Origin of the sequence: Paenibacillus sp. PsM32 (assembly GCF_030433815.1) — a bacterium.
Lineage (GTDB): Bacteria > Bacillota > Bacilli > Paenibacillales > Paenibacillaceae > Saccharibacillus > Saccharibacillus kyungheensis.
Genome location: NZ_JARUWY010000001.1, coordinates 1,215,207 through 1,230,567, shown reverse-complemented (window position 1 = coordinate 1,230,567; position 15,361 = coordinate 1,215,207). Strand labels below are relative to the sequence as shown.

Here is a 15,361-nt window from a genome sequence, read left to right as displayed (position 1 = left end):
CTGCTTGGCTATTCAGATTATTCGTTAGACAGTAAAGAAGATGAAGTATGACTGACGTGTGGCGCTTGCTGTAGGGTAGTACGAACTGCATTTGTAAACGTATCGGTGGTGTGGAAATAGTATGAATGGTTACCTGGAGTCAGCTTGTTTGTATACCGATATATTTTGCCATCAGTGTATGTTGTATCTGCTGGATCTGTAGCGACCATTTCATGAATCACACCATCTAATACGAGTTCTGTAACAAGCGGTGCATCATTATCAGCATCAGTATAAGTGACATCAAAAGTGAAATTAGTCTGAGGATTACCAGTCGTCGTATTCACTGTACCGTTAGTCAATGTAGGGGCACTACCACGTTTGACGTTGCTGGCGCTAATTTCATCGACTAGCATTTCACCATTAGTGACTGTATTTTGCTTGAGCCAGATCGCAAATTTGACTTCTTTTTTGTTAATCGCAGGGGATAAGGTATTGAGATTAAATTGTAATTTGGTCCAGTTTTGCGGAACAGTAACCCAACCTCCTGTTAGATTATAGGTTTTGTTACCATCGGATGCTTCAATACGAGTGCGTAGAGCAGGAAAACCCGGATTTTTGAGCGTGACATTCAGGTATTGATACCCTGTTAGATCGACGGTATCATGCCATGGCTGAAATTTGGCGGCAGAATCAACAGTGATCGGTACTTGTGAGAACTTGCCAGCGGTACGACCATCGACAGTCACTTTGGAAAATGAACCTGTACCTCGATTCTGATTATACCAGTTCACCCATGTGGCATTGGTGGAAGAACCACCCCATGAACCTGCACCACCAAAGTCATCATACAACAGAGGAGAAGCTGGATCAGGTAATGGCGGAGCGACCATATAATGAGTCGAACTATACGTACGATGCCCCTGATTATCATTAGCACGTATATCTACTCGTCGATTGAAATAAGGAACGCTGGTACTTTCATCTATCACTGCTGTATACACATCTCCTTGAACAGACATAGATTGATATCCTGCATTTGCACCGGCAGCAACATATTGTGGATTACTCAGACGTGGATCCGTATCGGCAAACAGCGTCACATTACCACGAACTTTATCACCAATAATAGGAGAAAGAATAGTAAATGGAACAGGGACATCTTGTGTTGTAGATGGTGTTCGTTCTGTAGCACTTAATCCCATAATCGTATACAGCAGACCTGCTTGAATACTAATACTGAATTCGTTATAACGCCATTGGCTAACGTCGTCATTGAATAGAGAACGATCTTGATACCATGGGCTGATACTGTTTTTATTTTTGGTATCTTTGATATTGGGGCCGCTCACCATAGCGCCAGGCAATACAATGCCTGTTCCGGTAGCTGTATTGGCTTGTTCATCAAAGCGGGTATGCAGAAAGTCCACATAATCGCTACCAATACCGGATACCCAACTTATATTCCATGGATTTTCACCAAAAATCCAATACGTTCCTTTGAGCACCGCATCCAATACTTCGGGATCACCGAATAGTTCGTAATAACGCATCATATCACCTAGATAGGAAGCATGAGGTTCATTGACACCGAAATTTTTAAATTGGTTGAGTACATGGTAGGGGGTATCGTCCATTGAGGACATAAAGTAATCTGCTTGTTCTTTGAGCAGACTATGAATATGGTTTTGCGTAGCGCTGTCAGCGACTGGATAAAATTCAGCCATCGACAAAGGACTCATATCCCAATAATTCGTCGAGCTCACATCCAGACTATCCAAATCTTGAATAAAAGCGGTAGCAGCTGTTTTGTACGTAGTATTGCCGGTCAATAGATACAGCTCTACATCAGCTAATAATTTGGAATTAGGGATGCCGCCTCTGGTGGAATAAGAGCCGACAGGCCCATCAGGATGAGCGACCACATAATCGTAGAACACGATTGCGGCTGCTTGATATTGATTGGCTAATGTATTCAATGTGGATTGTTGAGCAGAAGGAATAGTTCCATTAGAGATAGCGGTACGGAGCGCTCTTGCTGTTGCCGCAAGTGTACCTGCTGATTTGGCAGAACCTCCTACACTAAGATCCGAAAGCACACGGTCATCGGATGTATTGGGGATATTATCGGTCGCTTTTTCAGGATGAATAAAAGCTGCATTGTTTTTTAAATTGTACATTTCGCCATCCAGTTGATTCGCGAATTTGACCAAATAATCACTACCAAAAATCGCTTCATCAATCAGATCAGGAATACCATTATGGTCATAATCATATTGAACGGCTGTTGTATTTGCATAGCGGACATAAGATAAAGCGATCTCCGCACCTACCCATTGATTGCCGCCATATTTACCATAATCACCAGCATCATACCAGCTTCCTGTAAGATCATAATGCTGTGTGCCATCTATCGACTTGGCATCGTCTAAATGACCTGCTTCATGATAAAGCTTGGCAGAAGGAGCAACAGTGCTATATCCATCAGGATAAGCATCTTCTGTAGAAACACCTGAACGAAGCAGACGGTAAAAAGCAGTCATTTCGTCTTTATAATTGTCCCAGATATTCGTTGCAATCGGGAATGTGTAAGAAGATATACCATTGCTACGCACAGTATAACTGGTTCCAGGTGTATGAATATTAGAGAAATCAATAGAATACACATATTTGCCCCAGTGATAACCTTCATTGACCATCGTACCCGAATAAACAGAACTGGTAACGCTTACAACTTGAAAATACGTATCTGACAGAACGGTATCCGACACCACAACAGCATTTTTATAATCGTTCACACTGTATCCTGCTTGACTCACAACGACTTGAATAGTGGGTTCAGCTTCTGCTTTTTTGGGACTCCATCCATTTACGAACAAGCTACCTGTCAGCAACACCAGGATAAGACTGAATAGCCCGACTATTTTCCATTGCTGTCTAAGCTGTTTTTTGAATAACATCCATAATCCTCCTTTTGAAATATAAAAATAACTACATCATCAGCATAGAGGATGATTTTGGGACAAACCATGATGTATTCGGGCATTTACGTGATGTATTCTGTACGGTTTGATCATGATCTGAACAAAAGGAGCGAAAATAATGGATACATGCAAAGTCAAAAGTAAACTAAGTCAAATAGGTTATGTGATGCTCGTGCTGGTTCTGCTAAGTAGCGGCTTAGTCGGCTTTACATCTAAAACGTATGCGGCAGACGAATTTGATCAATTACGTGAAAAGCACCGAATGATGCTGACCGGTGGTGCCAATCTATCGACAACAGATCCTGATATTGCTAACGCTATTACCAGGTTGACGACTACAGCTAATGGATACTGGCAAAGTATGAACAAAACGTCTAATCGCACCTATTTATGGCAAGACAATTCAGGAGTCGGTAACTCGGCTCAAATCCGAACAACGTATGAACGGTTAAAAACGATGGCATTAGCCTATTCAACAGTAGGTTCGTCTGTCTATGGAGATACCACTCTTCAGAGCGATATTGTCAGTGCTCTAGATTATATGTACAGCACACGCTACAACGAAAATGTGACGACTACACCTAGTGGTACAAGTAACTGGTGGGATTGGCAGATCGGGATTCCTTTACAACTCAATGATGCGGTTGTGCTTATGTATGATCATTTGAATAGCACACAGATTACCAATTATATGAATGCGGTTGAACGCTTTTCGCCAACGGTAACATCAACCGGAGCGAACCGAGCATGGAAAGCAATGGTTGTGGCGGTTAGAGGGGTGATTGTTAAAGATAGTGCCAAAATCGCCAATGCAAGGGATGGATTATCCGCTATTTTCAAATATGTCACCAGTGGAGATGGATTTTATACCGATGGTTCATTTATTCAACATGCGAATATCCCGTATACCGGCGGGTATGGCATAGATTTGTTGAAATCGTTGAGTGATCTGATGGTGTTATTGCAGGGCTCTACGTGGCAGGTTACTGATCCATTGCAAGCTAATGTATGGGATTGGATCACCAACGCGTATCAACCTTTGATGTATAAAGGAGCCATCATGGATATGGTTCGAGGACGAGAAATTTCCCGTTATTATCAGCAAGATCATGTAGCTGGTCATGCGGTTATCAGAAATATTTTATTACTTGCTGAGATCGCACCAACTGCTCAAGCCAATGATGTCCGACGGATGATCAAAGGATGGATTACATCAGATACGTATGCTTCTTATTACGCTGATGCTTCCATACCTTCGATTGTTCGTGCCAAAGCTATTATGAATAATTCAGCTATTACACCTGCTGCTAATTTGATGTTATACAAGCAGTTCAGTGCGATGGATCGAGCGGTACAACAACGTGGAACTTATAGTTGGGGTCTAGCGATGTATTCTAATCGAATTGCCAGTTATGAAGCGATCAATAGTGAAAATGGCAAAGCATGGTATACCTCTACAGGGATGACAAGTCTATACAATAACGATTTGGCTCAATATAGCGAAGACTACTGGCCGACAGTCGATGCTTATCGACTAGCAGGAACCACTGTACTTTCTCAACAACCAGCAACTACGCATAAAAGTGTAAATACGTGGACAGGAGGAACAGATAGTAACAAACAATATGGTGTATCCGGTATGGATCTTAAATATTCAGATCATGCGTTAACAGCCAAAAAATCATGGTTTATGTTTGACGATGAAATGGTTGCTTTAGGAGCAGATATTACAAGTACAGATAATGTCGCTGTTGAGACGATTGTCGAAAATCGCAAATTAAATACTCAAGGTAATAACGCACTTACAGTGAACGGGCAGGTCTATTCTTCAACTTTAGGATGGTCAGATACACTTTCACAGGTGAGCTGGGCGCATCTTGGAAGTTCAATATCCGGCGCAAGTATCGGCTATTATTTCCCGAATGCGACAACGATACAAGCCAAAAGAGAAGCACGTACAGGCAATTGGAAGCAGATCAATACACGTCCGGGTTCACCAGCTACACCTATTACCCGGAACTATATGACGATGTGGATCAATCAAGGAACGAATCCAAGTGGAGCAAATTATGAATACGTAGTATTGCCTGGAAAAACAGCAACCCAAGTATCGAGCTATGCGGCTCAACCGGATGTTACGATTTTGGCCAATTCAGCAACGATTCAAGCGGTCAAAGAAAACACGTTGAATCTAATAGGTGCTAATTTCTGGACAGATAGTATACAGACGATTGCAGGAGTAACCGTCAACAAAAAAGCTTCTGTAATGGTACAAGAAAAGTCCAACAAATTATATGTATCGGTTAGTGATCCTACTCAATCGAATACAGGTACGATTACGGTTGAATTGGATAAAGTAGCAACCAAATCAACAGTAGATGCAGGCATCACAGTCAATCAATTAAGCCCGACAATCAAATTTTCAGTCAATGTAAATGCGGCTAAAGGCAAAACATTTAAAGCGATCTTTGATTTACAATAATTTCTTAATCTTCAACCATACAATAAGAGCAATTTAGAGCAGGTTTGTATCATCCAAGACGATATTCGAAATGATTCTTAAGCCGCCTTCATATTGATTAGGCGGCTTTTTTTACTTATATATGTATATCTGAAGGGAAGTGTAGGGATGTATACACAATGGACAGATGATCGTACAGAACAAATTATTTTTGCACGTATTCTTGCGTATGTGCATCGACATTATTATCGTTCTACCCTTCAAGCTCAAGATATCGCCAATGATATTCATTTCAGTACAAGTTATATGAGTGCAATTTTCAAACGAAGAATGAAAAAGAAATTATGGGATTATATCACTGAATTACGTATAGAGTCTGCCAAACAATTACTCCAAACAACAAGTAAAAAAAGAGACGAAATCGCGTATGATATCGGCTATGAATCTCCAGAACATTTCAGTCGTATGTTCAAGCGATACACAGGTATCAGCCCTACTGAATACCGTCATCAATTTCCGTTGTCAGAGTCTTTTTCATATATTCCTTATGTACTTCAACAAACATCCAATCTGGAATAGTTCTCAAAATTTCGATCTTAATTTGCTCATAAATCATTTTATCCGTATTTTTAGGAAAAAATAAACAAATATATTGATGTTTTTAGAAAATGGTGCTATTCTCAAATTGCAAAATGTAATCGCTACCAAAAAAGGAGGTTGAGTATGTCTGCATATGAAGTGATTGTAGCAGGTGGAGGAGTGTCGGGATCAATTGCAGCTATTGCTTCTGCACGAGCAGGAGCACGCACACTTATTATTGAATCCGGTGGATTTATGGGGGGAACGCTCACATCAGCAGGAGTAGGGCCGATGATGACTTTTCACGCAGGGCATAAGCAAGCGATACAAGGCATTATTGATGAATTAATTCAACGTCTTCAAGCGATTGGCAAATCACCCGGTCATATACCGGATGCAACAAATTATACGTATTCGGTGACCCCTTTTGATGCAGAAGCTATGAAATATGAGCTGGATCTGATGTTGCAAGAAAGTGGAGGCAACGTTCTGTATCATACGATGCTAGCCGGAGCAAAAGTAGAACAGCGGCGTATACATTCTCTTATTTTGTGCAATAAATCAGGGCTAAGTGAGATGCAGGCAGATGTATTTGTAGATGCTACAGGCGACGGCGATCTGGCGACATGGTCAGGAGTTCCTTTTCAAAAAGGACGAGAATCGGATGAAATGTCTCAACCGATGACACTCAAAATGAAAATGCGTAATGTGAATATAACAGCCGTCAAAGAATATATCAAAGCCCACCGTGAAGAATTTCCTCGTATGAATCTGGATATTTCAGTCATGGATTCTGCTTCACGATTGTCTGTGATTGGATTTGAACGACAATTTCAACAAGCCAAAGAACGTGGAGAGATCAGTATTCCACGCGAAGATATTCTTTTTTTTGAAACGAACAATCCAGGTGAAGTGATTATGAATACGACCCGTATTCTAGGTAAAGACAGCACCAATGCATATAGTCTTAGTGAAGCTGAGATTGAAGGACGCAAGCAATGCCGTGAATTAGAGCTATTTATGAAAAAGTATATCCCCGGATTCGAGCAATCTATTGTCGTCTCAACAGGCCCTTCGATCGGTGTACGTGGTTCTCGTCAAATACAGGGAGTCTATACACTGACTGCACAAGATATTTTACAGATGAAAAAGTTCAATGATGTGATTGCTCATTCGGGTTACCCGATTGATATTCATAGTCCTGACGGTGAAGGAACAGCTACCGATCAACTGGAATGGGGCGGAATGTATGGGATTCCTTATCGCTCATTAATCACCAATGAAATCGACAATCTGATCGTAGTTGGACGCTGTTTGTCCGCGACATTTGAAGCCCAAGCAGCTGTAAGAACAACACCAACGGTTGGAGCGATTGGTCAGGCAGGTGGAACAGCAGCAGCCTTGGCTGCACAGCATCATATTCCTGTACAACAAGTGAATATTCAACAATTACAACAGATGCTTCAACAGCAAAAAGCATATCTGGAAGTTTAGATTAATGGTTGTATAATCGGGGAGGAATCCACATGCAAACGGTTCAGATTATAGGCATATTGCTTGTCTTCGTGATCTTTGTAGCTTTAATGATGACACGCAAATTAACAACATTATTAGCATTGCCAATTATGGCTATTTTGTTAGCGGCAATTGCAGGTATTCCGTTTCAATCGAGTAATCCAGATACATTTACGATTACCAGCGGTGTACTGGCAGGTGGAGTGATGAAATTATCTACCGCTATTGCAGGCTTGATCTTTGGTGCTTGGTTCGGACAGATTCTGAGTAAAGTGGGAATCACCAAAACGATTATCCGCAAAGCTGCTGAACTGGCTGGAGACAAACCTCTTGCTATCGCTATTATTTTCTTTCTCGCCGCTTCTGTTATTTTCTCGGCAGCTAATGGATTAGGTATGGTTATTCTAGTCGGAACGATTGCTATTCCGATTATGCTAACTGCTGGACTCAAGCCTTTTGTCAGTGGGATGGTTGTTTTACTGGCGAATGGAGTCGGTGTTGTGTTTAATGTATCGACATGGGCGATTTATACCGATGTTCTACAAATTCCTGTTAATGTTATCGCTTCGTATTCTCTTATCTGCGCTGTTCCTCTTATCGTGATTGCTCTGATTATGATTGTGTATTATACCCGCAAAGATGGCAAAATCAGACGCGCATGGGCAATGCCACTCAAAAATGATTTTCAAAGTCAAGATTCTCGTAATGTTCGTTCGATTGCACTGATTAGTCCACTTGTACCCGTATTAATGGTATTTATTTTCAAATTAGATGTAGTGTCTGCAATCTGTATTGGAGCCGTCGTGACTTTGTTGCTTGCTACACCTAAGCGTCCAATTCATGTATTATCAAGTGCGCTTGTTGAAGGAATTCAAGATATAGCAGGAGCATTGGGTCTGATGATTGGAATCGGGATTTTACTTAGTGCAGTAACCGCTCCGCAAGTAGCATTACTGATTCAGCCGTTAATTTCCGGGATTATTCCATCCAGTCCTCTAATGTATGTGCTTATATTCACATTGTTATCACCGTTAGCTATTTATCGTGGGCCTTTAAATGTCTGGGGATTGGGTAGCGGAATAGCGGCTTTGATTGTGGCTGGAGGAATGCCGCCTGTAGCCGCTATGTTAGCTTTGCGTATCGTTAGTAATTTACAAGCTGTAAGTGATCCGACTAATTCACATAATGTATGGGTATCTGATTTTACCAAAACAGATATTATCGAAATTCTACGTAAAACACTGCCATGGATGATTGTCGCTGTATTAATATCAATGGTGATCGCTAGTCTGGTTGCTTTTTAACATATAGATTGAAATGAAATGAGATCCAGATATGCAATCAAGAAAAGGAGAAGGAGGCACAACCACAATGAGCAACCAGCAAGTACGGATCGGTATTGATGTAGGTGGAACTTTTACTGATGCAGTCGCTATAGATAATACAACCTATGAAGTACTATCCAAAGTGAAAATACCAACCACTCATCATGATGAACGCGGTGTAGCAAGTGGTATTGTTACGATTATTCAGCAAATTATGAGTGCAAATCAGATTGTGCCTGAAGATATCAAATTTATCGCACATGGTACGACTCAAGCAACAAATGCGTTACTTGAAGGAGATGTAGCCCGTGTCGGTATTATTGGAATGGGTACAGGAATGGATGCACGTAGCGCACGTTCCGAAACCAAAGTGACGCAGATTGAACTGGCTACAGGCAAATACTTGCATACGTATCATCGTTTTATGGATAGCAAAGAATTAACTACAGAGCGAATTCACAGCGCTATAGATGAATTATGTGCTGAAGGCGCAGAAGTGATTGTGGCTTCGGAAGCCTACAGTGTCGATGATCCTACGAATGAATTACGTGTGATCGAAGTCGCTCGTGAGAAAGGGATCTATGCGACAGGTGGACACGAAATTTCACAATTATATGGTCTAAAAACAAGAACCCGTACAGCAGTAGTCAATGCCAGTCTTATTCCGAAAATGATGGAAACAGCGAATATGACCGAACAAGCTGTACTGGAAGCAGGAATCACTTCGCAATTGATGATTATGCGTTGTGATGGAGGCGTGATGAGCATTGATGAAGTACGCAAACGTCCTATTTTGACCATGTTATCCGGTCTTGCCGCAGGTGTAGCCGGTGCATTGATGTATGAGAAAATATCTGATGGTATCTTTTTTGAAGTCGGCGGAACCAGTGTCGATATTTCGGTCATCAAAAACGGCAAAGTTATGATCGAAAATGCACAGGTAGGCGGTCACAAAACGTATCTTCGTTCACTGGATGTACGTACGCTTGCTGTTGCTGGTGGAAGTATGATCCAAATTCGTAATCAACAGATTATTGATGTGGGGCCTCGAAGTGCACATATTGCAGGATTGGAATACGAATGTTTTGTGACACCTGAACATGTAGATCAGCCTGTAATTGGAACGATCAGTCCCCGTACAGGAGACCCTGATTATGTCACTGTTCAATGTGCTGGAAATGAACAGTATGCACTGACATTAGCTGGAGCGGCGAATATTTTAGGCTGGGTTCCGGTGGAAGATTATGCTTATGGACAACAGGAAAGTGCCCGAATGGCTTGGCAAGCCTTTGCAAATCATTTGGGCATTACAGTCCAAGAAGCGGCAAATCAAGTGATGACTATCGCTATTGGTAAAGTGATGGATGTAGTGGATCAAATGATTGTGGATTATGAACTGGATCGCAGTCTGGTGACCTTAGTAGGCGGTGGTGGTAGTGGAGCTGTACTTGTACCCGCGATGGCAGATCAACAACAGATGAAATATCGAATAGCTCGCAATGCTCCTTATATCTCAACGATTGGTGTTGGCATGGCGATGGTGCGAGAGCAAATTGAAAAAACAGTCGTCGGAGCCACCGAACAAGATATCAAACAGATTCGAGCTGAAATTTTAGAAAAGATTGTACGTTCAGGAGCGAATGAAGCAACTGTAGATATTACAATTGAAATTGATTCCCAGCGCAATATTTTGAGAGCAATCGCTACCGGATCGACAGAGTTACGTTCCAAAGATATGAGCAGTCGTGAAGTTCCACGGGAAGAACTCACTCGAACAGCGGCTGAAGCTTTAAATCAACCTACCGATCAGACTGAACTCAAAGTAGCTTCTGGACGCTGGTTTTTATTTGAAGTCAATGAATGGAAAAAGTCATGGTTCGGTCTATTCAAAAAAAAGCTTAATCATATTAGCGTACTGGATCGTGAAGGTGTAGTTCGTTTCAAAAAAACAAACGCGTATCATATCGCATTCACCAAACAAGAGATGGATACACAATTCGCCGCTTTTCTGGATGAAAATACAATCTATTCGGATGCCAATGCAACGATCCCCAAAACATTTGTTTTTTACAAAGAAAAAATGTTAGATCTCACAGGGATGCAGACAAGAGAACAGTTATTTTCGATTCTGGAAGTCGAGACTCAATTGCTGGAAGAACAAAGCGAGTTATTGGCAGTCGTGTATCAATAGAGGAGGTTACAAGATGAATCCAATCATGATTACATCTGTCCCCGATGATTATCTGCTGGGTTACGCTGAACTGACCAGAGATTTACTTTTTCACAAAATACCTGTATCCAAGCGACGTTATTATGTAGAGCAAGCACTGAATATTGGCAAACAGCAAGCTCAAACCTATAGACTACTCTATAAACATGATCTGCGTGCATTATGTCAGGATCGCAATATTCAGATTCAACTGGAAGAAACTTCAGGGGTATTGGGAAAAGTAAGATTTCGAGCACAATTTGAATGGTCAACCACCGAGAAGAAAATTATACTGTATCGTTCTTCTTTACAAGAATTGCAGCAATGTACAGCTATTCTTCCATCTAAGAAGCCGCTATTGCTTGAGCATATTATTGATATTCATTTAGCCCATGAACTTTTTCATGCGATAGAATGTGATGAGATTGGACAGACGTATGAGCGATTAGAACCGATTGATACTTTTAAATTAGGTCGATTTCGGCGACAAGCTTGGATTACACGTACTTCAGAGATAGCAGCACATGCTTTTTGCAAAGAATGGATGAATCTGAACTGGCTACCTAATATGCTGGATTACGCTCACTTTATGTATAGTCATGTGTGGTCTGTACAGGACTTTGAGCAACAGGTACAGCAATGGAATACAGAACTTGATGTGCACTAAGCAGAAGATTGCTCAATCTATCATTTGTGAGTGAATTTTGATAAGCTTAACGAATGAATATAGAGTGGAGCAGGGAGGCATCTATGAGCAATCAAGCGAATGCAGTCATCGCCAAAATCATTTCCAATAAAGGGAATTTGACGTTTATCGAAAATGAGATTGCGCACTTTGCAATGAGTAATCCTGACTTTTGGACAAAACATACGATCACAGCGATTGCCCAAGAAATTGGTGTATCCGAGACCAGTATCAATCGCTTTTGCAAAAAAGTAGGGTTTAAAGGATTTCATGATTTTAAAATAGCGATTGCTCAAGATACACACTATCGTAATATGAATACCAAAGTGCAACAACGAGACGATATTTCTTTTGCCGATTCGCTTGCTTTTGACTATAACGATCTGATTATGAATACAGCCGCTTTGATCGACGAATCCGATATTAAGCGTGCTGTTCAAGCGATTATTCAGGCGAAAAATATTTATATTTTTGGCGTATTAAGTTCATGGATGGCGGCACTAGAATTGAAGCAGAAGTTAAGTCTTGTCGGTATCAATGCTTTTGCATGGAATGATACGTACAATATGAAATTATCAGCTTCTAACTGTACACCGGATGATCTGATTATCGGAATTACCCGATCCGGTGCTGTAAGTGAAATTGTAGATGCGTTATCACTTGCCAGTCAGAATAATGCCACCATTCTAACGATCACTAGCTATAATTCCACTTCCATCACACAGTATGCAGATATCAAATTAATAGCTTCAGACAAGCTGTCTGTTAAAAACAATGCTGTGTTATCCGAACATATTACTTTTCTATTTGTGATCGATCTGATCTTCGGTACACTTATTCATTCCGACAATCGTTATATGCAAAAGAAACTTAATAGCGATACCATTATCGAAAGCAGTCAACCGTGGAAAAGCGGTTATATTTAAAAGATATAAACTGGTGAAAAAGCATCGACCTTTCTATTTGAAGTCACAGAAAGGTCGATGCTTTTGGTTTACTTGTTTGAAGGGAAGACATCGCGGTTACATAAAACAAGAGCTCATTAATTTCCAGAACGACCAATATAAACATCATCTACGAGGAGGAAATTCAATCATGGCTGACCAATATCTAAAGCAAGATCCAACAACTCAATATCCTAAGGCAAACGAAGACTGGCAACAAAAACAACCAGAACCCGGTTTGCAAACAGAGATGACTCCACGTCCCGATTCAGGAGAAACCAGTTATCGCGGAACAGGTCGCTTAACAGGACGCAAAGCACTCGTAACAGGAGCAGATAGTGGTATCGGACGCGCAGCAGCAATTGCTTTTGCTCGTGAAGGTGCAGACGTTGTAATTTCTTACTTACCTGAAGAAGAAGCCGACGCTCAAGAAGTAGTAAAATTGATCGAAGAAGCAGGTCAAAAAGCTTATGCGATGCCTGGCGATCTTAAAGATGAGAAGTACTGCGAACAATTGATCGAAGACTCTGTAGCTAAATTAGGTGGAATCGATATTCTAGCTAACGTAGCAGGTAAACAGCAGTTTGTTGAATCGATTGCTGATTTAACTACAGAACAATTTGATGCAACATTCAAAACAAATGTATACTCTCTATTCTGGTTATGCAAAGCAGCTATCAAGCATATGAAACCAGGTAGTTCAATTATTAATACATCATCTATCCAAGCGTACTCACCTTCACCAGGGTTGCTCGATTATGCAACAACTAAAGGTTCGATCAACGTGTTCAGTAAAGCACTGGCACAACAAGTTGGTGAAAAAGGTATCCGTGTTAACGTTGTAGCGCCGGGTCCAGTATGGACACCTCTACAAGTAGCAGGCGGACAACCTACAGAAGCATTGAAAGAATTCGGTTCCAATACACCACTCGGACGTGCAGGACAGCCAGTAGAAATGGCTCCAGCTTACGTATTTTTAGCAAGCCAAGAGTCTAGCTATGTAAGTGGCGAGACTATCAATGCTAACGGTGGTATGGTTAGTCCATAACTTGATCGTATTGGTTTTATTTCTAAATACAATAATGATATTAATAAAAGGAGAGGCATAATGCCTCTCTTTTTGGTTTCTTCATCTAAAATGATAATATAGTAAATAAAACAATATAGATGTATATGCGCTATAAAAATGATGCGAGAGCATAAGCGTATATCCTATGTCATAGAAAAGAGAATGTTATGAAAATACAATTTGATGAGCGAACAATCGAATTTAATGTGCAATATAGCAAGCGTACCAAGATCGCTATTCAGTTGGAGACGATAGGCTTAATTACGGTCAAAGCACCGAATGGAACACCTGAAGCAGACATTTTACGTGTAATGGAGCGCAATAAGCAATGGCTGTTGGATAATACCAGTAAGCTAGATCAAGCTAGAGCAAATGCTGTTCCTCAAGCAAAAGAATATGAAGAGCAAGGGCAGTTTTTGTATTTAGGGAAAAAGTATTTTCTACATGAGCTTATTGAAGTGGGGGATGCGAACGAAGAAGAATTACGTCACAGACTCAAAAAGTTTTACTTTACCAGTTGTAAAAAAATCGTATTAGAACGGATCGAAGGCTACCAGAAACAATTACGTGTGAAGCCAAAAAGTATTGAAATCGAAGAATCTACAACCAAATGGGGCAGTTGTCATTCGAGCAAAAAAATCACGTTTAATTATCGTCTCGCTATGGCTCCTGTAGAAGTGATCGATTATGTGATTGTACATGAATTATGCCATCTTCTGCATATGAATCATGATCGTTCATTTTGGAGACGGTTAGGTAGTATTATGCCTGATTACAAACAAAAAGAAGAGTATCTTGCACGACATGGACGTCATATGACATTGTAATAATCAGGTACTAAAGGATAATATAACAAGTATATTCCCAACTAAAGGAGCTTACATATGAGTATATATTCGGAGCGATTAACAATAAAGCCACTTACTAAAGCACATGCAGAATCTTTACTCGCTTTAGAAGTGAAAAATAGAGAATTTTTCAAAGCATTTGCTGGCATACGTCATGAATTATTCTATACATACGAAGGTCAAGCAGAACGAGTACATCGTTTTTTGGAGTCTAGCGAACAAGATACCGGTTATTGTTTTCTTATTTTTCTAAAAAATACAGAGACAGTGATTGGTGAAGTGATTTTGTCTGAAGTGGTGCGTGGTAATTTGCAAAGTGGTTGGATCGGATACTTTTTGGATCAGGACTACAATGGTAAAGGATATATGAGTGAAGCTGTGCAAGCAGTAGTGAAGTATGCTTTTGAGGAACTAAAATTACATCGTATCGAAGCAGGAGTTATGCCACACAATATCGGTTCGACCAAAGTATTATTGAAATCAGGATTCACTCAAGAAGGCACTGCTCGTAAAAATGTAAAAATCAATGGAGTATGGCAAGATCATATTACATTTGCTATTATCGAAGACGATTTGCAAACGCATTCTGATTGATAAGAAAATACTTTATCAATGATAATCATATAGAATATATTCTATTTTGGAGCGATCTGATCGGGTAAATTTTAATTGAAAATAACAATAACTTAAATTATGAAACAGATATAACTAATAACTTATAAAATAACTTTATTAATTTCAATTAAACATCTAAAATGGATAA

11 protein-coding genes are annotated in these 15,361 nt (G+C 40.4%); 10 read left to right on the top strand and 1 reads right to left on the bottom strand.

The window, feature by feature from the left end:
• Positions 1-17 precede the first annotated feature (17 nt).
• Positions 18-2,939 carry a glycoside hydrolase family 9 protein gene (locus QCD85_RS05445; RefSeq protein WP_301261880.1) on the bottom strand — a complete coding sequence of 974 codons (2,922 nt, stop codon included), beginning with the start codon at positions 2,937-2,939 and terminating at the stop codon, positions 18-20.
• A 142-nt stretch (positions 2,940-3,081) separates the two neighbouring features.
• Here QCD85_RS05445 and QCD85_RS05440 point away from each other — a divergent pair, with 142 nt between their 5' ends.
• The 10 genes from QCD85_RS05440 (at position 3,082) to QCD85_RS05395 (ending at position 15,192) form a co-directional block, all read left to right on the top strand.
• Positions 3,082-5,445 (top strand): polysaccharide lyase 8 family protein, encoded by a 2,364-nt coding sequence (locus QCD85_RS05440; RefSeq protein WP_301261879.1) that lies wholly within the window; start codon positions 3,082-3,084, stop codon positions 5,443-5,445.
• Positions 5,446-5,592: 147 nt separating this feature from the next.
• Complete coding sequence (locus QCD85_RS05435) at positions 5,593-6,003, top strand: helix-turn-helix domain-containing protein (protein WP_301261878.1); 411 nt, start codon at positions 5,593-5,595, stop codon at positions 6,001-6,003.
• Positions 6,004-6,147: 144 nt separating this feature from the next.
• Positions 6,148-7,497: an FAD-dependent oxidoreductase gene (locus QCD85_RS05430; protein WP_301261877.1), complete on the top strand. Its 1,350-nt coding sequence runs from the start codon at positions 6,148-6,150 to the stop codon at positions 7,495-7,497.
• A 32-nt stretch (positions 7,498-7,529) separates the two neighbouring features.
• A complete protein-coding gene (locus QCD85_RS05425; protein WP_301261876.1) occupies positions 7,530-8,822 on the top strand; it encodes a citrate transporter in 1,293 nt (430 codons plus the stop codon).
• A gap of 67 nt (positions 8,823-8,889) precedes the next feature.
• On the top strand, positions 8,890-11,034 hold the full coding sequence (locus QCD85_RS05420) for a hydantoinase/oxoprolinase family protein (RefSeq protein WP_301261875.1): 2,145 nt from the start codon (positions 8,890-8,892) through the stop codon (positions 11,032-11,034).
• 13 nt (positions 11,035-11,047) lie between these two features.
• Entirely contained in the window at positions 11,048-11,719 is a 672-nt protein-coding gene (locus QCD85_RS05415) for a hypothetical protein (RefSeq protein ID WP_301261874.1), read from the top strand.
• 83 nt (positions 11,720-11,802) lie between these two features.
• Positions 11,803-12,663 (top strand): MurR/RpiR family transcriptional regulator, encoded by an 861-nt coding sequence (locus QCD85_RS05410; protein WP_301261873.1) that lies wholly within the window; start codon positions 11,803-11,805, stop codon positions 12,661-12,663.
• Between the two features lie 169 nt (positions 12,664-12,832).
• On the top strand, positions 12,833-13,729 hold the full coding sequence (locus QCD85_RS05405; RefSeq protein ID WP_273614938.1) for an SDR family oxidoreductase: 897 nt from the start codon (positions 12,833-12,835) through the stop codon (positions 13,727-13,729).
• A 188-nt stretch (positions 13,730-13,917) separates the two neighbouring features.
• Positions 13,918-14,577, top strand: a complete 660-nt coding sequence (locus tag QCD85_RS05400; RefSeq protein ID WP_273614939.1) for a M48 family metallopeptidase — start codon at positions 13,918-13,920, stop codon at positions 14,575-14,577.
• Positions 14,578-14,634: 57 nt separating this feature from the next.
• Complete coding sequence (locus QCD85_RS05395; RefSeq protein WP_301261872.1) at positions 14,635-15,192, top strand: GNAT family N-acetyltransferase; 558 nt, start codon at positions 14,635-14,637, stop codon at positions 15,190-15,192.
• The last annotated feature ends 169 nt before the right edge of the window (positions 15,193-15,361 follow it).